At 37.2% G+C, this 23,931-nt stretch carries 11 protein-coding genes and 1 pseudogene; 10 read left to right on the plus strand and 2 right to left on the minus strand.

Features of this window, described 5'->3' with window-relative positions:
• Positions 1 to 46 precede the first annotated feature (46 nt).
• A complete protein-coding gene (locus NEOC65_RS01505; RefSeq protein ID WP_213155484.1) occupies positions 47 to 595 on the minus strand; it encodes a winged helix-turn-helix domain-containing protein in 549 nt (182 codons plus the stop codon).
• Positions 596 to 704: 109 nt separating this feature from the next.
• On the opposite strand from NEOC65_RS01505, the gene NEOC65_RS01510 reads away from it, so the two are divergent.
• On the plus strand, positions 705 to 1,454 hold the full coding sequence (locus tag NEOC65_RS01510) for a phosphatidylglycerol lysyltransferase domain-containing protein (protein WP_213155485.1): 750 nt from the start codon (positions 705 to 707) through the stop codon (positions 1,452 to 1,454).
• Between the two features lie 95 nt (positions 1,455 to 1,549).
• On the opposite strand, the gene NEOC65_RS01515 is transcribed toward NEOC65_RS01510, so the two are convergent.
• Positions 1,550 to 2,143, minus strand: a complete 594-nt coding sequence (locus NEOC65_RS01515; RefSeq protein WP_213155486.1) for a DNA-3-methyladenine glycosylase I — start codon at positions 2,141 to 2,143, stop codon at positions 1,550 to 1,552.
• A 131-nt stretch (positions 2,144 to 2,274) separates the two neighbouring features.
• Between NEOC65_RS01515 and NEOC65_RS01520 the strand changes: the two genes are divergently transcribed.
• The 9 genes and pseudogenes from NEOC65_RS01520 to NEOC65_RS01560 all read left to right on the plus strand — a co-directional run bounded on the left by NEOC65_RS01520 (position 2,275) and on the right by NEOC65_RS01560 (position 23,908).
• Entirely contained in the window at positions 2,275 to 4,500 is a 2,226-nt protein-coding gene (locus NEOC65_RS01520; protein ID WP_213155487.1) for a hypothetical protein, read from the plus strand.
• A gap of 320 nt (positions 4,501 to 4,820) precedes the next feature.
• Positions 4,821 to 5,498 (plus strand): MIP/aquaporin family protein, encoded by a 678-nt coding sequence (locus tag NEOC65_RS01525; protein ID WP_213155488.1) that lies wholly within the window; start codon positions 4,821 to 4,823, stop codon positions 5,496 to 5,498.
• A gap of 751 nt (positions 5,499 to 6,249) precedes the next feature.
• On the plus strand, positions 6,250 to 8,427 hold the full coding sequence (locus tag NEOC65_RS01530; RefSeq protein ID WP_213155489.1) for a cation:proton antiporter domain-containing protein: 2,178 nt from the start codon (positions 6,250 to 6,252) through the stop codon (positions 8,425 to 8,427).
• Between the two features lie 246 nt (positions 8,428 to 8,673).
• Positions 8,674 to 9,042 carry an IS630 transposase-related protein gene (locus NEOC65_RS01535; RefSeq protein WP_213155490.1) on the plus strand — a complete coding sequence of 123 codons (369 nt, stop codon included), beginning with the start codon at positions 8,674 to 8,676 and terminating at the stop codon, positions 9,040 to 9,042.
• Positions 9,033 to 9,521, plus strand: a pseudogene (locus NEOC65_RS01540) (IS630 family transposase); the annotation flags it as partial. The gene NEOC65_RS01535 and the pseudogene NEOC65_RS01540, both read left to right, overlap by 10 nt.
• A 488-nt stretch (positions 9,522 to 10,009) precedes the next feature.
• Positions 10,010 to 11,080, plus strand: a complete 1,071-nt coding sequence (locus NEOC65_RS01545) for a patatin-like phospholipase family protein (protein ID WP_166157617.1) — start codon at positions 10,010 to 10,012, stop codon at positions 11,078 to 11,080.
• 577 nt (positions 11,081 to 11,657) lie between these two features.
• Entirely contained in the window at positions 11,658 to 13,220 is a 1,563-nt protein-coding gene (locus tag NEOC65_RS01550; protein ID WP_166157620.1) for a hypothetical protein, read from the plus strand.
• A gap of 87 nt (positions 13,221 to 13,307) precedes the next feature.
• A complete protein-coding gene (locus NEOC65_RS01555; protein WP_213155491.1) occupies positions 13,308 to 18,131 on the plus strand; it encodes a hypothetical protein in 4,824 nt (1,607 codons plus the stop codon).
• A gap of 41 nt (positions 18,132 to 18,172) precedes the next feature.
• Complete coding sequence (locus NEOC65_RS01560) at positions 18,173 to 23,908, plus strand: DUF3638 domain-containing protein (RefSeq protein WP_213155492.1); 5,736 nt, start codon at positions 18,173 to 18,175, stop codon at positions 23,906 to 23,908.
• Positions 23,909 to 23,931 lie beyond the last annotated feature (23 nt).

Consider the following 23,931-nt stretch of genomic DNA (forward strand, 5'->3'; position numbering starts at 1 on the left):
CCATACCTTAGTAGAGGTGCTTTGTTGCCCAAGCCGTGCTTCATCTTCAAACCAAATTTCGATGTTTTTCTTGGGAAATTGTTTGTTTAAGCTGGTGATGACTTCTGGAATTTTTTTTAAAGGCTTCTTGCTCTCTTAAGTTAGCTTTATAATGTTGAGGACGAGGAACCAAAGGTGTATAGCGGCAACGACGTAAGATTGTCCAAATTCCTTGCAAGGTTAAGTTTTTACCAAACTCTTTTTTTAGAATAGCTTGCAGATCAACTAGGTGGAAAACATTGATGCTTTCGTCAGGTTCAGGCCCTTTTTCTACCCTTTCTAAGAAGGCTTTTTCTTGCTCAAACGTTAAAGCTCTTTTTCTTCCTGTTATTACAGGCCTCCTATCTTTCAGGCCCTCTAAATTTTGAGCATTATACCTTCGGATCCATTTTTGAATAGCGCTTGTACAATAACCTAGCGCTTTTCCTATCTGATATGCGCTTTCTCCTTCCATCGCCATCACCACTGCTCTTATTTTACAACTGTAACTGCCATAAGCTTTCTTTTTTGCCATGGCGTTTAATTCCTTTATTGTATGATAAAAAGCTACAAACATGGTTTCCTCCTTTCCAAACCTTTTCTCTCCCTAAATTATCCTCCTTATTTGAATTTAGAAAAAGGCTGTTTGCAATTCTCAATAGCTGCTACTTACGGAGTTCGTTTAAATGGTATTATTCCGAAAAAAATATGCTTATCAGTTTGTAGAATGCTCAACTCCTTGCCTTCGAGGAAGATGGCAGAATAATGAGTGTTTTGTCATTCCTAGTGTGCCTCCTAAGCAAGTAAAATTTAAACTTTCCCAGCTTGTGCCAGATCGTATCTGTAGCTTTTTTCCTCTTCCGGATGCTTGGGCAGAAGAGTGCCAAAAGATGAATATGACTTTGAGCTTTTGTCGAGCCGATACAGACTATCTTTTTCGCAAATCCAAACTGCAAACTTTACAAGGTAGAGAATTAAGCAGCCGAAGAAATTTATTAAATCAGCTAGAAAAGAAATATTTCCTTGAATCTAAAGAAATTAAAGAGGAAAACATGAAAGAGGCTTTTGAGCTACTGGAGAAATGGCAGTCGCAAAGGAAAGATTCTAAAGAAACAACCGACTACTACTCTTGTTTAGAAGCATTAACGTTAATCTCAAAACTCCATCTTTTTGGGAGAATAGCATATGCTGATGGCCAAGCTTTTGGATTTACGCTGGGTGAACTTCTGACTCCAAAGACAGCTTTATTGCATTTCACCAAAGCTTTAACCTCAACTAAAGGGGCAACACCCTATCTTTATCGAGATTTTGCATCAAACCTACCTGAGAGCGTGCAGTGGATCAACTTGGAGCAAGATTTAGGGATCACGGCTCTTAGACAAGCTAAAATTGCATACAATCCTGATCTATTGTTAACTAAATGGAAAGCTTCATAAAGATTGACATAAGAGGCTATCAAGGCAAAGAAAAAGCTAAGGAACAAGGAATAGCAGATAAAACTTTTTATTCCTCGTCTATTAATGCGCATCGATTAAGTTTCATGGACATAGCAAAAGCAGTCTTGTGTATGGTCGTTAACCATACCCACTGCTTGCATATAAGCATACATGATGGTAGGGCCTACAAATTTGAAATTCCTGCGGCGTAAATCCTTACTCAGGGCTCGTGACTCTTCTGTCTCAGCAGGAACTTCTTTGATACTTTTCCGGTAATTATTCTTAGTTTTCCCCCCTACAAATTGCCAGACATAAGCATCAAAGGTTCCAAATTCTTCACGTACTTCCATGAATCTTTGAGCGTTGTGGATGGTCGCATGAATTTTTAAACGATTTTTGATAATCCCCGGATTTTTCATTAGATCTTCTACTTGCTCCGGAGTGAACTTAGCTACCTCTATCCAGTTAAAATTAGCAAAGGCTTTGGCATAATTTAGACGGCGCTTAAGGATCGTCTCCCAACTGAGGCCGGCTTGGGCACTCTCTAAAACTAAGAACTCGAAGTGCTTAAGATCGTCATGGACGGCCACACCCCATTCATTATCGTGATATTCTTCATAAAGTTGATGATCTTTGGGCACCCAAGCACATCTTGAGCGTACCTGTGGGTTAGTTAAATCTTTTTTCATTCAAATCCAAGGGGTAAAAAAATTCTTTAAATGTTTTATTCTTAGGTATTCATTTTGTTATAAAGATAAATTACTTGTATATAACATGAAAATTAAGCATATATAAAATGAATTTAAAAAGAGAGCGCTAGATGAATACTATTCCTAATTCTATACATAAAAGCCAAGAAAATAATCTTACCAGCAAAGATTTTGATGCTCTTGGTTGTACCAAAGGAAAACATCGGTCGGTACAAGATCTTATCACTCTTTTTACGCCGCTTAAAGAACAAGAAAAAGGGGAGACTAAGAAAAAAATAACAGCTAGTGTACGGAAGCGTAACTTAGAAAAAGAACGTTTAATCCTTAAAGAGAAAGAAAAGGAGAAAGAGAAGGAAGAAAAATCTTCTTTAAAAAATCCACTGCCTTCTCGCCCGCCCCTGAATAACGTGTGTTGGGATCCAGCCTCTTTAGCGCCTAGGTTAAACTCTTCTACTAGCTTTGAGCTAAGTACCTATTCTCCAAGTAATTCTTTTGGCTCAAGCGATTGTATAAAAAATTTTTTACCTAACCCTGAGGGCATAAACATTTATGATTTTTTTAAAAACGAGGAGGGGATAATTTCTTTAAAAGAAGCTAGAAATCTCCCTTTGCATGCTGTTTTACTATCTTTACGTTTACTAGGCTATGAGGCTATAAAAGCCTCTGAAGAAAAGATATATTATTCGGAAGGCTTAAAAGAAGCGGAAAAGACTTTAAAGGTGGCTTTAGAAAAATTTTGTGAAGAATCTGAGAAGTTTTCCGCCGTGGCAGTAGACAAGGCTTTCCCCCTATGGGATTCCCAGCATGAAACCAGGCTTTTAAATTTGGTCCAAAAATTTTTAAAGGATAAAATTTTCTTGGATTCAGAGCTGATGACTGAACGTAATAAAAAAATTATTAAAAAATATGCCCCTCATACAGCAGAATTATTTAATAATATCACCCGACTTGAAAAAAAAAGTTACCTCTTACAAGAAAGAATACAATCTTTTAGAGCAGGGGGAACTGCTAAAATAAATCATTCTTCGTCTCCTCCCCGAAATCTCTCCTTTTCCCCTGAGGTGAAGCTAAGTACTTCTTTCTCTTCCCTTTCCTCTTTAAATATTACCTTGAGAAAGAAAGAGGAAATAAGCATAGAATCAAGTGAAACTCTAGAATATGCAAAAATTTCCAACGATTATCTCTACCTAAAACAATTGAAATTTGCTTTAGAAGCCCATAAAGCCACTTTACTAAAGATCAGCCAACATATTAAGACTTTTGATCCTATGTTAGGAATGGAAGAGGGCTTGAAGGGAACATTTGCCGAAAAAATTGTCTATTTAATAAAGGAAAATGCAACTTCACTTTTATCCACCATCAATACTACGCCTTTAAAGTTGATAGGAAAAATATTAGTTAGAACTCTTAGCTTGATTGAAGAGTACCTAGAGAAGCAGCTAAATCCCCAATTAGAATTTATTCATTCAAAATTACTTGAAAACTTAAAATTAAGAGAAAGCGAGGTCTCCTCCAGGCAAGATTTAAAAGAGAGAGTGCTCGATAATTTAGTAACAAACCCTTTAAAAAATTTTAGTGATATTGAACGCATTTTGGTAGAAGAGGATAACATTATCCATTTATATGAGGAAGGCCAAACCCTTGCTATAGCAGGAAAGACAGCTGCCGAACGCTTCTACTCTTTATTAGAAATATTTAGTGTTCGTTTCTTTGGTAATCCTTACTTGTTTAAATTTCTTATCGAGAGGCTAAAAAACCTCTATTCAGAAGAAAAAAGCCTACTTTCTGATCTACAAAAAGCTTATGAGGTGCTTATAAATTTACACCTTCTAGATAGGAAAGAGCTAAATAAGGAAGTGGAAGAAAACTTTGGCAAGAAAATCTCTCTTGATAAAGCTTTAATTTATTTAAAAATCAGTTATAACTTTCTTCAACAAAATCTTGTTTATTTGATTAGCAATGTTATGCTAAACACGAGACGAAGCAAGTTCCGTCAGCAAAAACTCTCTCTTAAAACTCCTCGGCTTTCCACCAAGGAAGAAAAAAATCAAATTTATGTGGTTTTTAACCAGCAGACATGCGAATTTAAATATCTAAGAAGGGATGGGATTGTTGAGAATGAGGCTATACTGACTCAGCTTTATTCTTTTAAATTCCCTTATCCACATCAACTTATGCATACCAGGTTTGAGATTTTTTTTTCTGAAATTCATCTCCATTTTTCTTGCCCTCAAAAAGTCTTTGAAAACCATGAAGCCTTACAAGAAATGGTTTTTGACCTAGGGTTGATAGGAGAAACTTTTGAGATAGATAAGCTAGATATTCAATTAACGTAACTTATCCAGCCTCATCATTCAACAATAAAGCTATCATCCTTCTTAAAGAGATAAACGAGAGAGGCTGCCAGAAAAAGGCTAAGAAAATCTCTTTTTCCTGCTGGTAAGAACAGAAGATCTTCTTTTTTTCTCTCTTTTTTTATGAATAATTTTTTATAAAAAATATTTCCCCAATATTATCTTGTAAAGAGGGCTTGAGATTATTTGCTAATTTTATTATGTATATAAGTAAACTTGGATAAAAAACTTATAAATTTTACTTGTTGATTAGCAAAAATAACGGCCTTTTTTTACTAATAGCTGCAGGCAGAGGGGGGTATATGAATATAGCTTGGTTGTTAGCAGAGTTTATCGGCACGTTTACTCTCATCTTTATTGGTGCTGGATCCATTTGCTTAAATGAGATGACGCATGGGGGAGTGGGGATGTTAGGAATCGCTGCTGCTCATGGACTTGCTATTGCAGTCATGATATTAGCATTGGCGCACCTTTCGGGAGGAAAGTTCAATCCCGCAGTTAGTTTGGGAGTTTGGGTAGGTGGCCAGCAAAGTACGATTCTTACCTTTGCTGAAATAGTCGCTCAACTTTTAGGCGCTAGCGTAGGAGCTTTTGCTTTACAGGGGGTATTTCCTGCCGCTACTATTTCTATGGCTAAGTTAGGAACTCCTGCTATAGAGGCTAGCTTATCTAGTTCCGTAGGAATTTTTACTGAAGCTATATTGACTTTTCTACTTGTGCTAGTGGTGTATGGAACGGCTATAGATCCGCGAGGAAATTCTAAAGGCATGAGTGGGCTTGCGATCGGGGGCTTTATCTTATGTGGCATATTAATGGGAGGGGGAATAACAGGCGGTGCCATGAATCCTGCTAGAGCTTTTGGCCCAGCGCTGATATCAGGCGAATGGGCTTATCAATATGTCTACTGGATAGGGCCTATAATAGGTGGACTTCTAGCGGGAATCTTATATAGCCGCCTACTGATAAAGAATAAGCTTTAAGAATCTCAATTTACACGGAGTTAGCTCTTAATAAGCTAATCGCTTAGTATGCTTTTTTTCTCTTCGCTAAGGTAATCGTTTTATAAACACAGCTTTTAAAATTGCTCATCAATAAAAATGTTAGCTGCTTAAAAGCACACAGAACAAGGGTAAGAAAGTAAAAAAGATAAAGTTAACATTTAGGATAAGGTTCTGTAGGCTCGTTTTAAAAAGAGATCGTTTATATGGATAAATTTCATCACGAAAAGTTGGAGTTTTTCCGGCCCGTGTTGCTTGTTTAATTAATTTCTTATAAGTTATCATAACCCTTTAAATATACCGTTAGCAAATTTCACCCCCACTCATGGCTTATTTAATCATCATAGAAAAGGGAGTTATCTTTCATATAGGAATAAGTTAATCTTACGTAGAAATAGTTCAAGAAGTCTTAATATCTTTCTCCTCTGACTTTTTATAAAATCTTTGCACGTCAGCCTTTTTAAAACTTTTTTATTCCGTTCTTTAAGCTTTATTAAGCTTCAAGCTAATACTTTGCTCCATTTTTTTGAATCTATCTTCTCTTATCTTTTATGAATTAAAGGTTTGAAAAGCTTAGTAACAACCAACTCTAACCTCACTTATCCTTGAAAGCAAAATATACAATCGGTGAATAGAAAAGATTTATCGATCTATGAAAAAGAAATAATGTTTTTCATTTGATTACTCTTATGAAATAGGTAGAATGGCCAATAGAGTATCAAATTAGGTGACTATGCATCAAACACCTCTTATAGAAGATCTAGCAGTAGTATTATGCATAGCGGGCATAATGACTGTACTTTTTCAGAAGATTAAGCAGCCTACTGTCCTAGGTTATCTGATAGCAGGTATTATTATCGGTCCTTACACTCCTCCCTTTTCCTTAATCGACGATGAGTTTGAAATTAAATTACTCGCTGAACTTGGCATCATCTTTTTGATGTTTTCACTAGGATTAGAATTTACTTTCGGTAAATTAAGACGACTCGGGCTATCGGCGGTTATTATAGGCTTATTTGAAGTAGTCTTAATGTTTATCCTCGGTTTTTTTGCAGGCAAAATGCTTGGTTGGTCTCCCTATGAATGCCTTTTGTTAGGCGCTGCTTTATCGATTTCTTCCACTACAATCATTGTCAAAGCTTTGGAAGAATTTAATCTAAAAAGGTTTTCATTTGCTGAGCTAATGGTTGGGGTGCTTCTAATGGAGGATTTGCTAGCTATCTTATTGCTAGTATATGTTTCAACCTTAGGGGCTCCTGTTGAAGTTCTATCCACTCAGATAGTATCAACCTCCTTAAAGCTTTTGCAGGTAATTACCAGTTGGTTTCTTGTAGGCTATCTTGCTTTGCCCTATATTATGCGGAAAATACAAAATTATATTACTGCCGAGACTTTGACCATTATCTCTGTAGGATTATGTCTTTTCCTTAGCTCTGCAGCCGTTTACTTTAACTATTCGGCCGCATTAGGGGCCTTTATTATGGGCTCTATTTTAGCCGAAACACCTTTAGCCAATAAAATTGAAAAATTGACCTTACCCATCCGTGATATATTTGCTGCAGTATTTTTTGTATCGGTAGGAATGTTAATTGATCCGCTATTGATTATGAAATATTGGCCTTCTATTCTCATCCTCTCTTTGATAACTATCGCTGGCAAGCTTTTAACTAGCGGCTTAGGAGCGCTATTAGCAGGGCAAAGGATTTCGGATTCAATAAGAATCGGCTTTAGTATGGCTCAAATAGGAGAGTTTTCATTTATCATTGTTGGATTAGGAAGTTCATTGGTAGCTACCGATGGATCTTTGTATCCTATCGTGGTCGCTATTTCAGCGATTACCACTTTTGCTACCCCTTATTTGATAAAGCTTGGCCTGCAGATTAGCTATCGTGTTGAAAACTCTGTGCCTCAGAAGGGGGCCATGCTATTGAAAAAATATCATGCTTGGATTATGCCTATTGTAAGGGGCCACTTAGGGCCCAAGGGGATGGAGGAAAAAAAGATCGTACGCTTCACTGTCAATGCTATTATTGTGGCTATCTTAGCGACAATAAGTGCCCAAGTGATTATTCCTCGCTTTCTTCCTGTAGTAGATCAACAATGGCCTTTTCAGTTTATCTTTTGGTTGATGCTCTACATACTAGCCTCTCCTTTTATTTGGGCAATGTTATTTACCTATCCCTCTTCAAAAGCCAACAAAAAAGCCTGCTTGTTACAGATATTGCTCTGGGGCATTACCGGCGCTGAATTGGGTATGTTGTCTTGTCTATACCTTTCCTTTCCCTGGATAGCTGTTCCGCTAGGCATTGTGCTCTCTATTTACTTTACCCTGTTTTTTCAACCTCTTAAGAGGTGTTACACATGGTTGGAAAATAGCCTGATTAATAATTTGACTTGCAAACATGAGCTAGATGAGACTCTCTTACAAGGCTTAGCTCCTTGGGATAGTACCTTGGTAAAAATCAAAGTTAAAGAGCATTTTCCTTTTATTGGCCAAAGTTTAGAGGAATGTCGCTTGCGTCCATCGTTTGGAATTAATGTGGTGGCCATCCAAAGGCGCCTAAAGACGATTTGGTTACCTAATGCTCAAGAGCGAATTTTACCAGAGGATGAATTAGTCATTTTGGGAGAAAATGAGGAAATTAACCGATTCAATTTATCGGTGCAACATATCGAAGAGTTTGCGGAGTTGGAGGAGTCGCCAGCTATGGAAATTCAAAAGATGTATGTCGATGCAAACCCCAGTCTTCTTCATTTGCCTATCTCAAGTTCTACAGTTAAGCAGCATATAAAAGGACTTATTGTAGGTTTAGAAAGAAATGGGAAGCATATTTTAAATCCTCTTTCTCCTACTATTTTACAGCAAGGAGATATTTTACTTTATATTGTTAGAAAAGATGAAAGAATCTGATAATAAATTTACCCTTTAAAGCAGCTGTATAGATCATAAATGTTTGCATCTTTGCTATTTTTACTCTTCAACATAGTCTCCAGCATCGATTGATAAATTCTATCGCCGCTCCTGGTACTTAATGATCCGTTGTACGGCTTTCACATTGTTTCTGACTGTTTTCAATAAGAGCCAGGTAGCCTATGCTTTTGCTTTTATAGTTATTTAAATTCTATTTTTCTAAGGATGTATGTATAATCAATTGGCATGGTATATTCACACGATTTAAGAAAAAAAGCTTTGAATTATATAGAGAATGGCGGCTCAATGTCCACGGCTAGTGAGGTGTTTGGCGTAACAGTTCGCACGTTAACAAACTGGATTAAACGAGAAAAACAAGGTTGTCTAGCTCCTAAAAAAAGACGACAGAGCCCCAGTAAAATAGATAGTGAAAAGCTAAAATTATATATAAAACAAACTCCTGATGCCTACCTTAGAGAAATAGCTGAGGCATTCGGAGTGACAATAGCTGCAGTTTTTTATGCCTGTAAAAGACTGAAAATCACTTTAAAAAAAAGACACCCTTCTACAAGGAAAGAGATGAGAATAAACGAGAGGAGTTTAGACAAAAGCTAGAAAACATTCCGGAAGAAAATAGGATTTACATAGACGAAAGCGGGATAAATGCTTACTTACAGCGCCAACATGCAAGATCACCTATAGGAGAAAAGATTTATGGTGCTATAGCAGGTCGTTCATTTGCTAGAGAAAGCTTTATAGCAGCTAAATGCAAGTCTAAAATTTTAGCTCCTTTTTGTTATACAGGTACTTGTAATTCTCTTTTGTTTAACTTTTGGCTAGAAAAAATATTGATACCCGAGCTTAAAGCGGGGCAAGTTCTGATTATGGATAATGCTACCTTCCATAAATCGCAAGCCACTCATGAGCTTATCAAAAAGGCACAGTGTGAGATTTTATTTTTACCGCCTTATTCTCCAGATCTAAACCCTATTGAAACCTTTTGGGCTAATTTTAAGAAGATCGTGGCAGCAAACTTAAGTAAGTTCTCTACTCTTGCTCAAACCATTGATTACTCTTTTTTAAGTATATGTTAATAACAAGAAATTTAAAATTTAAACCACTATAGAAAATAGGTAAAAGCTAAATTCTTTACGCCTTAGAACGCAAAGAAAATTTATTTAACTTGGATTTTTTTATTTCTTCTTCCCTATATCTTTAAGCTTATTGAATAGTAAAAGGCTATCTTTCATATAAATTTCTTTTTATCCAATGAGTATTAAAAAGATCTAGCAAGGAATTAACTGCTCGCTTAAGCTAAAAGCCTTGCTTTTTTAAATTCTTAAATTTCGGGAATGATCCACCCACTTAAGCTCTTAAATGAAATAACACCTTTGGTATATCTAGGCGATCTTAAGCGGCCGACTAAACATTTCACTGATCTTTCAGGAAGGATGAACGAGTAAAAATCTTTTTTTGATAAAAGATTTTTTTGTTTTTTTGTTGACTATAAAATTTTTCTTTTACTATTTATACGCAGTGCTAAGGCAAAATAGAGCCATGTAAACCCTGCAGATGAGAAATAATGAAATTTCCTATTAAAACACTTGTTCCGCTTGAAAAAAAATGCTGGAGTCTGAATTTTTTTAGATTCTTTACTGCTTTGATATTCTTTTTCTTACTCTTTTCTTTGAGCGGGTGCCGTTACTCTCATCGTCTCGTTCCGACTGTAAATCCTCCTTCTCTCCCTTCATTTTATGTCCCTAAAAAAATTCGTGTTGCATTAGTTCTAGGAAGTGGGGGCGTACGTGGTATGGCCCATGTAGGGGTTATTGAAGAACTTGAAGCTGCAGGAATATCGGTGGATCTAATAGTCGGATGTAGTGCAGGCAGTATCGTAGGTGCTTTATATGCGGATAATCCTTGTGCTAAATATATTAAAGAAGCTGTTTGGAACTTAAAAGCAGCTTCTTTGTTAGATTTCGACCTATGGCAATGCCGTTATGGTCTTTGTCAGGGTCGGTCGTTAAGTAAAGTTTTAAATAAATATTTAAAATCAGAAACCTTTGAAGAGCTGAAAATCCCTTTAGTGATAGTGGCTAGTGACTTAAATTCTGGAGAATTGATTCCCATAGGTTCGGGAGATGTTGAAAAAGCCGTCCAAGCCTCTTGCTCGATTCCTTTTATATTTATACCCCAGGAACACCTAGGACGTATACTAGTGGACGGGGGTGTGGTTAATCCAGTTCCGGTAGAGGTGGCGTTTGATATAGGAGCTGAGCTTATCATCGCGGTAGATCTTTGTGAACTTTTGCCCCGTACTTTTCCCACCAATCTTTTTGAAGTAGCCACCCGTAGCGCAGAGATAGCCTTTATGTGGCAAAATGAGACCTGCTGCCATCATGCGGATGTAATTATCCGTCCTAAAACTTGCGATATTGGTACTTTTAGTGATCATTTAAGAGACCAGATTTATGAAGCGGGAAGGCGTGCTGCCAGGGAGAAAATCCCTGAAATTCTGAGGAAGTTAGACGCTTTAAAATCCAACCCCATTAATGATAGCTTAGAGGAAGATGATTGGTGCCTCTATTCGCCTCAATGTTATACACCTCAAATTTATTTAAAGAAAACAGCTACCGGAAATGCCCCTGATTGATGAAAAAGATCAACTTGTTAAGCTAAAGAAAAAGCATTTTTACTTTGTTTTTGGCTTTTTATTAAAGGTAAAGAAAGGCTGCAGCTTTTACTTATAGGATAATAAATTTTAGTGCGGAAAATCCCTTACAACTAGTAGGAAATACTTACTAGCGTAAGCATAGAACATGCCAGGCTTAAAGCTTATGAGGAAAGAAATATGCCCTCTAAAACCCTATACTTTTTTTGTTAGACTTTGCCCGCTTTGCTACCTGCAATTTTTATAAGTTAATGGGAAAAAAGAGAATAAAGCGACGGGCAGTTTGCCTTTTAAAAAAACGTTTGCTTAAAAAAAGCTATTGGTAAGGGGCATGATGATTAGCCCTCGATCTTAAGGAGTGACAAGCTTTTACATCTTAAAGCGTGTAGTTTTCTTCTTGCTATCTATAAGGCTAATCCTGTAAAGGTCAATCTATTGAGTACTCAAGGAAAGAACATACAATTTGCTAAATTAATTTCAGTGCTTGAGGGGGCTTTATAATGATAAACAAATGCGCTGTTAAGCTCCTTTCCCCGATCTGCTTAAGTTTAGGTGAGAGATGTCTTTAACGGTGTACTATCATCCTGATTCAGCTCTAGGCAATGATGAGGGGACTTTAATAGCATCGGAAGATGACCGCTATTTTAAGTATGAAAGTGACATGACCCGCTGGCAGTTTATAAAAATTGCTGCCCAAATAGCTATAAAAATTATCTGTACCCTAGGCGGGTATCTTTTTTGCTATAAATGTAACCAAGAAGCGCAGGTTGATTTTGCTAATCTAAAAAAAAGAAAATTTATTCATTATTGTAAAAAAAGTAGCTTAGAAGTTAATGACAATCCTTCTTTAGTCCAACAGCCTTTATTTGACCTTGCTCCAGCCCTCGAATTTAGAGCAGTTCCTTTAGAAAGTAAATCTTCTGCTAGTGATATAGCGAATAATCAAGTTATTCCTTTGGAAAAAATTTATAAAAGTTTAATAGACCAGGCGAAGGAGTATAAACATCTTCAGCAAGGGGTTGAGGAATTAATTAAACGTAAGCGAGCCTGTTTTTTAGATCATCTGTATGAAGAGAGCAAAGAGATAGCTATTGCTCTAGAAAAGTTTTTAAATTTATATGCAGAGCAGCAGGATTGTTGCCAATTTATTCGGCTTCTTTCCCCTTTCTTAGAAGATGCTCATTTAATGGCTGCTTTTCAAAGAGCTATTGAGCATGTTAAAAACACTTCATCTGAGCAAAGAACAATTTACCATAAAAAATTTGAAGAATTCCAACAATCTTACACGGAGCTTTTTTCTCCCGTGGAATGGCTAATTTCGATTCATGGAAAAGTTGATTTATTTAATTTTGCTCAGGAAATGCTGGCTTTAGGGGAGTATTATTCCCCGCAGTTCCAAGATTTATATAAGGCTAAAGCAAAAATTTATAGCGAATGTTTAGCCTCTATGCACGAAAAAATAGAGGTTGATAGAGAACTGAAAAGCAGCATTTGGCAGATGTTTCAAGACTTTGTCTTTATCCAAGATCAGTTAGAGAGGAACCTAGCTGCAGATCTACAAGGGCCCACCTACGAGGTTTACTATACTCTCGGTATATTTCTAAAAGATATCTTGGTAGAAAAAGGGTATACAGAAGAGCTAGAGGCAGCCATTCATTCCAACGAGGTAGGATATACTTTCATTAGGTTGTTTTTCTTTGCTAAAACTAAAGAAACCTTGGAGGCCTTAAAAAAGCTGTTAGAGGATAAGAATATAATGAGAGCTGCTAAGAATGCTTGCCTACATGAAATTGATAAGCAAAAAGCCAAAAATCATCAAGCTAAAAAGCTATTAAAGGCAGCTCCTACTCTCCATGCATTTAAGCGACTATCATTTTATAGTGAGCAAGCAATTTTTAGAGATTTTATATACAAGCTTGTAGATATCGAACCTTTGATAAATGCAAAATTTTACGATCTAAAATTTTTTAACTTTGTGAGACAGCTGAAGAGAAGCGAATTTTTTAAAAATCGCCACCTTAGCGTTTGTGATATTGATTTTTATTTAGATTTTAGTCCCTATTTTGACCAATTAGAAGTTTATATTAGTGCTATTCATAAGATCGTATATAGCGAGGCCTAACAAACATCAAGTTAGAGTTAATAATTTTTTATAAACTATTTTAACTTTTATGCTTAATGCAAAATGAGGGAGAGTATTTACTGACGAATGAATGCTACGCATGTGCTTAAAAGCTTTTTAAAAGAACAGAAAATTTTTGATAACGAAATTTCTAGCCTTTCTCTTCAAACTCATCCTAGAGCTCCGCTTTTAGATGAGGCTTATGATCAACTGGCAGAGCAAATTAGTAAAATAGCTAATTTTGAAGAAGTAGCCGAAGCCTTATTAACAGAAGAAAACCCCAACAAAATTGATCCTCACAGTCTATTAAAAATATGGATAGCTCTGGCAACTGCTTTACCCCAATTGGCGCCTGCTTTAGATCCAGAAATTTGTGAACATTTATTATATGCTTTTCAAAAGTTGCTAGACAATTTAACCCTTACCCCTTCGGAAATTACTTCTCGTCTTTTTCATTTAAAAGAAAATGAAATTTTTATACTTCCTTTAACTTATCAAACCACCTGGGGGCAAAGTTTAGAAAATGTAGTTCTTTATCGCAAAAATGCAGACGATACATTCGATATAGAGCTTTTTACCGTAGAGAAAAATAGTAGAAAGTTCTTCGGAGAATATGCTTTCGGCTATGAAAAAGCTTATCCCTTAAGATATTACGCCGCTGTTCCTAGCGATGATTTGTTAGGACCTAACTTTCAACAGCCTGTGGCTATTCATGCAGATATCTTATGGAAAACTTCACAAGCTCTCAATGTTGACGAGCATGCTTGCCTAGTAGCTTTTGAGCCTTTGCATGCCTATTTGATTGATCCTCAGTTTAAGAGTCGTCTAATCAACTCAGCACATGCGCATAAGCTAAAAGCAATGACAGCATTCATTCATCGATGGATAGAAGCTCAAAGCCCGTCACCGCTGTTCTCCTTAGAGCTCTATAAAGCCTTTATGGTGATCTCCCGTTTAGTGTTGGTATTAGCGATTAGAAAATCTATCTTTGCTTGTAGGAGCGAAAATTTAAATGCTAGATTAGGGCTCCTTAGTAAGGCTTTAATTACCTCGGCTCGCCACCTATTAAAGTTTAAAGATAGTTTTTCTTTACGCTATCTATATGGATTGTATGAAGCTGCTGTGGGCACTGTGGAAAAATTAAAGGAAGAATCCGAACAATTGCTGCGCGAGTTTATCCCCGCTGAGGATAGATTTAAGTCCTGTAAGCTGGCAGTCAATCAATCTTTTCTTATCAAAAAAAGTACACAACAATGCCTACAGTATCTTAGTTCTATGGAATCTACCTTGCATTCTCCTCTAGACCCACCTTCGGCAAAGGAGTTATCTATAAATATAGATGGGCATGTAGCTAAAGGAGCCATTGATAGACTGGTAGATATTGAGGGTAAAATAAAATTTTTTGAGTCTTATGATTATGAGTGGGTTATCCCTTATGTAACTTCAGCAGTGATGAATTTATCCTTACCCCATCTTGAAAGTGAGTGGATGAGATTATCCATTCAGGAATGTAGGAAGGCTTTACCTCTATTATCTTTTTTTGCAGAAATACTTGCTAAGCATGCCTTTCACCAACAGGGGCGTTTTTTATCTTCTTTGCAAAATAGTGGGGTGCGCTTATTAGCCATTGCTTATGTTCTTTGTGAAAAGCTGGATGATCAAAAGGTACTGAATCAATTTAAACCGGCTTTTAAGGGATATCTAGCTTTAACTACCAGCCCTTATTTTCAGTGCGAGTCCTATTCTTGCTGGAGTGATAGATTAGATACACTGAGTTTTATCAAAGGGTGGCATGTCCAAGGTATAAAACCTGTTTTTTTATTTCCTGAAAAAGGCAAGGAAAGCTTTGACGATACAGCTGATGGTTGTTTTGCTGAAGAAATTTTACAGGCTTATCCTGCGATCAAAAATGAGATTAACCAGCATTATTACCATCTAAAAAAAAGAGCCCACTTAGATATCCTGCAAGCCGTTACTCCAGGGCAACTCTTATTAGCCGAATTAGTAAATGTAAAGATTCAAAACCATTTGCCCTATAAGCTAGATCTTGCCGATTCTTGGATTAACGCTTTGTCTAAACTTGTAAATATAGCTATGCATGTTCACCTTCTAAGCGATCAAAGATCTAGATATCATGTAGGCCACGAAAATATAGTTACTTTCCATCAAGGCTTAGGCTTTAACCTCACCTATGCTAAAAATCATCAAAAGCGCTTTGATTTTTACTTGGAGGGTAGGGAGAAAAGAATAAGACTAGATGCTAATCAAAGAAACTTATTTTCCAAAGAAAAGTGGAGAGAAAACCAAAATAAAACTTTAAAGCGTTTTGTAGCTATAGAGGAAGAGATGAGCAATCTTAGCCTTACATTTGAAGAAGCTGCTGCTGAACCTACCTTGACGATTGTGGAACTATTGAGCAAATTAAAGTACCAAATTTCAAATTTTAAAATCGATCGCTTTAGATTTTTCTTAGAAAGGTATCTTTTTAAAATTGTGATAGATAAAGAGGGAGTAGAAAAATTTCCTTTACTAGAGGAATTTAAGCTCTACCCTCAAGTTTTAAATACTGTTCTTAAAGATTTTTTAGGCTGTACCGCCATTTTTGCCAAGAATTTAAATAAGGGTATCCTTAGCGAAGAGGGCAAATGTCTTTTAAATCTTACCATCCGCTTAGCTGATCTATCTTCATCTCTTGGTTGCGAAAGCATGAGTTATACCTTAAAAACGTTCCATGATCAATGGATAATAGGATTAAAAGCATGTCTGCAGAAAACCAAAATGCCTGAGCAGCAATCTGCAGATATAAGAATACTTTTACTAAAGCTGATAGAATTAGAGAAAAGAGAAAACTTGTCCTTGCAAGCTTGGAAGGAGTATTTAGATCAAGGCCCACAACTACACAAGCAATTAGAGCAGGAACGAATTTCCATGGATGCCATGACACGGGCTTGGTGGTATAATATGCGTTACCACATGTGGCGCCACTATAATGAACTAAGTAAGACTCAGCCGGCCTTCATCCAAGAAATCCAAAAAAATAAGAATGTTGATTTTCTCAACATATCTTTGAGTAAAGGTCAATACCTACCTATTCCTGCCGCTATTCTTAAATCTGTAGATTTTAGACGTCTATTTTCTGATCGTGTGCGGGTCTGGCAAGTAGATAAATCCCATCCATTTATTATTCTTTCAGATCCTTTGACCGGAACTTATCGGCTAAGCAGCAAGGAAAGCTTCCCTCTTTCTTTACAACGTTTGATCGAAGGGCAATGGCATCTTTATCTGCCACCTCCTCAAGTGGCTAAGTGCTTGCATTTACCTATATCCCTTTGCCAAGACAGCATTTGGTGGATCAATTGTGAAAACTTAGTCGCTAGAGGATATTATCAGGCTCAACCAGATAAGCTTTGGTTATTAAGAAATGACCAAGGGGCTGTTGTCTTTCAAGAGGGTGCGGAAAAAGGCATGAGGCTTGAACTGGTAGAGAATGAGGAAGAATCTTTATCTAATCTAGAGAAGGGCACGGGGGCGTTTGGCATGCATTATTATACTTACGCTGCTCATTATATTCATGGGATCATCTTCGACTATCGAGACCGCTTGATTTTCCCCCATATACGTATGCCGCACGGAAGACCCCTTGTTTTTGAACGCCAGGACACCGACTTTTATGAAAAAGGAGGTCTTGATCGTAAATTAGGGGGTTGTTTTTATGCACCTTCAGTTTTCCATAGAGAAAATGGGATAAAACTTACATCCACTTCTCTTAAGATTTACGGGATCGAAATAAAGAGAAAGAATGGGGACCTGCTGCGTGCAGACGAAGAAACTTCTCTAATCTTACCCTTCCAACGCCATGTTGCCGATAGGCATTCCTCTATTGTCTATCCTATGGTAGAAAAAGGGGGCATAGAGGCTCCTTCTCAATTGCTTGCCGTGGAAGGAATAGAAATTAAAGTGAACTTATATGGCTTTTGTCCTGAGACCCCCAAAGAAAATTTATTTGCCGCCTATCTATCCCTTCTCGGTAAAGATTATTATCAAGCTTTTAAATTTTTGCATTCTATTAGACCTCACTATCGCTTAGACCAGAGGGAAAGATTGATCTTAAAATGGCTTATTGATAGTCAAGCAGATGCGTGTGATCACTCAGCTACCGCAGCGGCAGTAAAATTAATCGCTTATAAGATTTTAATTGATCAAGGAATCGATCTAAAAGGCAGATGGGATCCTCTTAATAATCCTTTAACCTCGCTGGGTGAAGTATACGAGCATTATTTAAGCCATCTCTCTTCTGTCCCCCCAGCCTTTAGGTTAAGTTTAGAAATAGAGCTTTGGATAGCTGAGGACAAAGAGCATTTAAAGATTTATTCATGCCAAGAGAACAAAGCTTTATTAGAAAATCGTAAACAGGAGCTAAGAACAGGGCACAAAATAGTGATGACTGAAAAGCCAGCCGAAATTTTGGAAAAGTCCCTGTTGGCTCGTTGGAGAAATCCTGTCTTAAGCGGTGGGGAAGCTCCGATGGATATCACCTTAGAGCTCATAGAAGGAATAGAAAGACCTGTAGAAATGGTCTTATTACCGGGCCAACCTTATCCTGTAAAAGCTTTTGCCTATCATTATCTTAAGCTTTCCTCCCTTTATACTGCTCCATTAGAAAAGTGGGAATTAGTCTATACGCTAGAGACTTTAAAAATTCCTCACTTTATCAAAATTTCTCTTAAAGTAGCCTTGCAAAAAGAAGATCGAGCCCCTCTTTTGCCCTCTTTAAACTCAAAGAAATATGCGGAAAATTCTTTGCACCTGCAGAGCTGGTTTGAGCAATTGCTAGCTACTCTACCTACGTTTCAACTAGAAGCCACTCTTATCCAAAAACAATCTAGTCAGGGAGAAAAAAAGAGGAAATAAAGAGGGGAAGAATCTTTCAAGACCTAGATTTTACCTACAAGGTGTGCCAGATAATTGCAAAGTATAAAAGCATTTCTCCTTTTCAAATCATTCAAGCAATCAAAGAGGATTTTGATAACTATACTATTTATTCCTCTTTGCCTGCTAAAGAATCCTGTCCTTTTAAAATAGAGGGTAACGAAGAAGATTTTTTTAAAAATGATTTAGATTTTTATCGACATGAATGGTACGAAGGGATCGAGCTTCAAAACAACGCTCACCACTACCTACTTCCTGATTTCCCAACAATTTTACAGCTTGATAAAATCCTTACGACTTATGCTCATGAAAGCAATGATGTAGGGATGATAAACAATATTGTGCGAATTTTAAATCGAAGGCCTACTGAAATAAACGCTTTAATCTTCGCAAAATTAAAAGAGGTTAATGAAGATAAAATTCAAATGGAGCTAGAAGATGGGCTTAAAACCATTTTTTTTCCTACATCCTCTCAAAAGCTAGCCTTTTTGCAACAACGCAATCCTTATTTTTTAGAAGAAGATCTAGTAGCTTTACAAAGATGTATACAGGAATATTTAGAATGGCAAATTAGCAATAAAATTATAGCAACGGTTAAAAATCATCTATTTTCTATCATTCATATTCAAAGCCATCATCCTCTAACTTGGAAGGATGAACCTGCTGCTCAGGAGGCATGGCAAGCAATTGGAGAGCTCTTAAATCCTTTTGAAAGCTATTCCCAAGATAATCAAAGCTATTTGGAAACCTTGCTTTTTGAGCATATTTCAGGTTTTCGCATGCGTAAAGATCAAGCTCAACTATTGCATCTCTTGATAGAAAAAATTTTTACAGAAAATCTAGGAGAGTATTGTCCTGCCGCAGTTTTTCAAATGATGATGGGAGGAGGAAAAACTAGTGTGATCTTAGCAAAGCTTGCTAAGTTAGCCTCAAAAAACGCACGCGTGCCTCTTTTTTTAGCCCACCCTTCCCAATATCCTTCTCTTAAGTCCAATCTAATGAATAATCAATTTAAGCGGTTGCATCAAGATGTGATAGATCTAGATTTTAACCGTGAAGATTTAGCTTCTATTAAAATTCTTTACTACCTTAAAGCTCAGCTCCAACATGCCAAAGACAAAAATTATTTAATACTAATGAAAGCAAATTTTTTGCTTATTCTTCGGCAGGAATTAATCGATCAAGTTAAAGCATTTAAAGAGCCTGGCAACTGCGATCCTTTAACTTTAAAACGGGCTGTAGAGCTCGCTCATATCCTTTATTTTATAAAAACTCACTGCCTTTTTTTAGTCGATGAGGTAGATTCCATATTAAACAGCTTGGAAGAGATTAATTTTCCCGCTGGACTAGAAGTTACTATTTCAAAAGATAGCCTAGAGGTCATTAAATCCATCTATGTTGTTCTTTCAACCGACTCAAAAATTGCCCCTTTATTGAATCTTTTAGAAGATAATCAAGCCTGCGTGGACAGGCAAACACTACAAGAGCAGGTCTTTCCTAGGCTCGTAAAAGTGCTTATAAGTGAATACCCATCTCTTTTTCCTTTAATTTCTCCCATGAGCCACGCCTCTTTCAAAGTATCCTTGCAAGATTACATTTTGGAGAAAATAGATACGCGTTTGCTAAAAGGGATTAATGCTAACGATGATCTTGAATTTTTAGACAGGTTAGAAATTAGAGAAAAAAAGGAGCGCAAACAGGCTAAGCGCCATCTTGAATTCTTGCGAAGCTTAGAAGCTTTAAAAAGGCAGCCGCAACGCTCCATTCAACGGGCCTTAGGAGCAGTTGCTTTAATAAAAGAATTGTGTAGTGAAATTTTACCGCTCGCTCTTGCTAAAGGGTTTAAACAAAGATATGGCTTTACAGAGGAGGGCAAAATTATTCCTTACTTAGGAGTAGATGCTCCTAACCATACGGAATTTGCTAATATCTATGTGACCGCTTGTTGTTATTTCCAGGGAGCTATTAATGCGGGCGTGGATATAGCGCGCCTAATGAAATACCGGGATCAAATGCGGGAAGCTTCGCTGTATTATTCTGAAATCTACCACTGTGCACCCGAAGAATCTGCTGAAGCTCAACACTTTAAAGCTCTCATTGGATTAGCCTTGCATCAGGAATGGTCATCAGAACAACTACAAGCAACTCTTCAAGAAATAAATGCAAGCCCCCAGCGATGTATAGATTTTTATGCCGAGTTTTCTGACCAATTTTTGCGCTATCATAGCTCTTTATTAAGTTGTGGGCCCGCTGCGCTTAGTCACATGGGAGCGCAGTTTATCGGTTGCTCAGGCACATTAGGGAATAAAGATTCCTTTCCTAAAGAAATAGCAGACAGCTGTATTCTTGAGCAAGGGATCGAGGGGCGTATTTTGGTCAAGCTTACCCAGGATATCGCTAGCCAAAAAAGTTTTCTTTCAGAAATTGACAAAGCAACCCCTCATGAAATATTAAATGCTATTTTAATAAAACGGACGCCTGATGCTGCTAGCCGTCTTAGAGCCTTAATTGATGCGAGCGGGATGCTAAAACGCTATTCTAACCAAGCAGTAGCAGAAGAGATTTTGAATTTCCAACCTTTAAAAGAGGAGATAGACGGCGTAGTATTTTTATGCAAAAGGGGGGCGCAAGAAAATTTTTTTCTCTTAAAAAGAGAACTTAAGGAACCTATTGCGCTAGCGATGACCCGCCGGGAAGAGTTTGAAAAGCACGGCGTGCTTTTAGAAAGGGTCTTCATCTATTTTGATGAGCTAAGAGCGATAGGCTCTGATATACCTTTTAAAGCCAATGCTCTTGTGGCGATGACTTTTGATCCCTTATCCACTACATTGCGCACTATTTTGCAAGGAACTCTACGTGCTCGTAATTTCTTTCATGCTCAAAATGTAGACATTATTTTCCATAAAATGGCAGGAGAAGTTTTAACTAAAAACGTTAAAAATTTTCCTCATCATGCTCTTTATGGAATAGAAAGACTTTTTACTTGTGCCTTGCGTAATCAAAGTGAGGGAAAAAAAAGCCAATTATTGCAATCAGCTCTTCAGCAAGTGCGAGAAATCTATTGCGCAGCTGTTATTCAAAAAATCATGCAGGAATTGATGAATTCTACACTTAAGCTAGAAAGCCTTGAACTTTTCCAAGCGATGGAGTGGCTTTTCTACAGTTCTTTCAAAGAAGACCCTGCTAATCTTTTTCTAGATTTAAAAGAAAGGGTGCCTGCCTATAAAGTTGTTCAAGAGTATTTTAATACTACCCATAGCCGTTTCAAAAAAGTGGGTTTTCCTTATTTTGAGGCCCTAGAATTACTACAGATTGAAGAAAAAGCGGAAAAAATTGTCAAATGGGCCGAAAATACTTTAACCTGGCATGTTCTTAAAGGTTCTTCATCTAATAGGGAGACACAAGTTTTTGTCCAAAAGCAAAAGGAAATTCAACTAGAAGTTAATGTGGAAATTCAAAAAGAATCGTTAAGGGAAGTGCAAAAGTATGCGGTCCGTGTAGATGCACCCGCCGCTGAGTCACTTCCCTGGTTAAAATTGAAGGAGTACCCTGAAAGCTGCTTAGATTACAAGTTTCCTCATTTAACGACTTTCCGCAAATTGCTTAAACGTATTCCCTATGAAGCTTCTTATTACCAAATTTTTCCCTCCGATCTTTTTTTGACAGAAAATTTGGCTCGCTCTCATGAGATAGACCTTCCAGTTTTTCATAAAGCCCAGAAAAAGGCCGCCCATCTTCTTTTAATTCAAAAAGGCACCCACTTTCTTCCCCTGTTTATTGATCTTGAAGAAGCGGCTTTTTGGCGGCAGCAAATCAAGCATTACCGGCTTAAGGATTGCTGGTTACTGAACTTAGAAGGACACTTATTAAATGAAGAAAGTATACTTCCCCAAGAATGCCTAGCTATTACAAAACGGGCTCTTTGGTGGGCCCATTTTTTTAATGGAAATGCTTGTTACTTGCGTGCTTATCCCAGCTTAGTAGAAAATGAGTTAAAAAAGGAAAATTATGAGCTAAAGTATCGTTTCTTAAGCCTAAAAACAGCAAGAGATCTCATTCAAACTCAAATACTTGCTATAGATCCTATTTTAGCTCAAAAACCTGTAGAGGTGCCAGTTTTTCATTTTAACAATAAAGCTGAGGAAACAAAATGGTTGAATCAAGAAATTGATCATTTAAACCAAGAGGCGCTAAATCAAGTACCCTGGCACTTTGCTCGTTTCTTTTCTAGTAAGCAAGTGGGGATGCTTAAGCGTGCTGGCTTTTTTGATTATTTGCCTGCCGAAGAGTTTGAGCATGTCACCTCTGAACAGGTAAAGCTAGTTCCTAATTACCGTTTGCGTCATCTGAGTCTGCCTGAGCAAATTGCCCAAGTGCCCGCAGAGAAAGTTTATTGGTTAAAAGGAAAGGCACTAAATTACTTGCCTAAGGAGCATTTGGGGCGCATTAATCCCGAGGAGCTAGTCAACTTAAGTAAAGAACGACAAAGATCTTATCAAATATTAAAAATTGATCTTTTAGGCTTAGAAGGTTTTGCTAAAACCGTCCGTCCCTGTATGGCCCCAGCTCTTCTGCCAGAATGTATAAAATTGATCCCTGATGAGTGCCTAGCCCATTTAACTCAGCTAGAACAGTTGCAACAAGTTGCGCCTGCTAAATATTATCTCTTGAATGCCTCGCAGTTTCATTTATTGCCTCCTCATGCTTGGCATTTGTTAAAAATTGAGGATTATAAAAAATATTTATTGGAAGAAAAAATTTTCCCTGAGGCCAAAGCGTTTATTCAAGCGATGAATCCTGCTTGGGTGAATGAAGTGGATCCTCGGTTAGCATCTTATTTTTCTAATGAGCAAGTGTTACAAATTAATCAACCCTGTCCCTTGCCCTATTTAAACATTGACCAACTTGAATTACTTGATGCCTCGCTGGCCTCCTATCTTGATTTATCCCAGATCGCTAAATTATCGATCTCTCATCGTCATTTAATCCAAACTTTAATAGATGGAGAGCAAATTTGCCATCTGTCTAAAGAAGGTTTGGCAGAACTTTCAGTCGAGCAAGTTAAGAAAATTTTTTGTCGCCAGACATTATTGCGCCTAGATAAAAAATTTTATCCCTATCTTTTAGCCAAGCAAATTGCTTTATTACAGCCTGAATATACTTTAGATCAAGAAATTATTAATGCATTAGATGGAGGCCAAGTACAGCGGGTGGCTCCTCAGCATCTTTTACTTTTCCTTCCTTATCTAAACCTTGAGGCTTTAAGAAGCGTAAGTCCTTTGGTAATAGGAGAGGCTCAAGGAATGGCGGTAGAGACTTTTAAGAAGCTTACCTCTCTTCAAATCCAAAGTTTTTTAAGTATGAAAACCTTGCGACCTAAAGATTTGCTCAAGGCTTTAAAAAATTTGCTTCCTTCTCAATGGGGGGAGATGGAGGAAGTTTTTATCGAAACTTTCTTTTCTAATCAGCCAAGAGAAGTCATTAAAAATGTGCCCAAACAAAAAGTGCGATTTTTATCTAGAGAAGCTTTATTAATGTGGTATGATGCTGATAAAAAAATTAACAAACAGCGCGATACAGTGATAGGGGTGATGGCCCTTTTATTTTATCCTTTAGTCATCTTAAGCGCTGTAATGTTTGTCTTATTTGCTACCCCTAAGCGCTCTGTTGCAAGGCAATCTTTTTGTCAAATGGCTCTTTCACCCTTACGTATCCTCTCGCCCGAACGTTATTATCGCTTCATTAGTTCTTCCAAGTAAAGCTCCTCTTCAAAAAGCTAATT

Source organism: Neochlamydia sp. AcF65, from assembly GCF_018342435.1.
Taxonomy (GTDB): domain Bacteria; phylum Chlamydiota; class Chlamydiia; order Chlamydiales; family Parachlamydiaceae; genus Neochlamydia.

Bases quoted from the DNA above. Each gene is read 5' to 3' on its own strand.
- NEOC65_RS01505 (WP_213155484.1), bottom strand. From the start codon at position 595: ATGTTTGTAGCTTTTTATCATACAATAAAGGAATTAAACGCCATGGCA.
- NEOC65_RS01510 (WP_213155485.1), top strand. From the start codon at position 705: ATGGTATTATTCCGAAAAAAATATGCTTATCAGTTTGTAGAATGCTCA.
- NEOC65_RS01515 (WP_213155486.1), bottom strand. From the start codon at position 2,143: ATGAAAAAAGATTTAACTAACCCACAGGTACGCTCAAGATGTGCTTGG.
- NEOC65_RS01520 (WP_213155487.1), top strand. From the start codon at position 2,275: ATGAATACTATTCCTAATTCTATACATAAAAGCCAAGAAAATAATCTT.
- NEOC65_RS01525 (WP_213155488.1), top strand. From the start codon at position 4,821: ATGAATATAGCTTGGTTGTTAGCAGAGTTTATCGGCACGTTTACTCTC.
- NEOC65_RS01530 (WP_213155489.1), top strand. From the start codon at position 6,250: ATGCATCAAACACCTCTTATAGAAGATCTAGCAGTAGTATTATGCATA.
- NEOC65_RS01535 (WP_213155490.1), top strand. From the start codon at position 8,674: ATGGTATATTCACACGATTTAAGAAAAAAAGCTTTGAATTATATAGAG.
- NEOC65_RS01545 (WP_166157617.1), top strand. From the start codon at position 10,010: ATGAAATTTCCTATTAAAACACTTGTTCCGCTTGAAAAAAAATGCTGG.
- NEOC65_RS01550 (WP_166157620.1), top strand. From the start codon at position 11,658: ATGTCTTTAACGGTGTACTATCATCCTGATTCAGCTCTAGGCAATGAT.
- NEOC65_RS01555 (WP_213155491.1), top strand. From the start codon at position 13,308: ATGAATGCTACGCATGTGCTTAAAAGCTTTTTAAAAGAACAGAAAATT.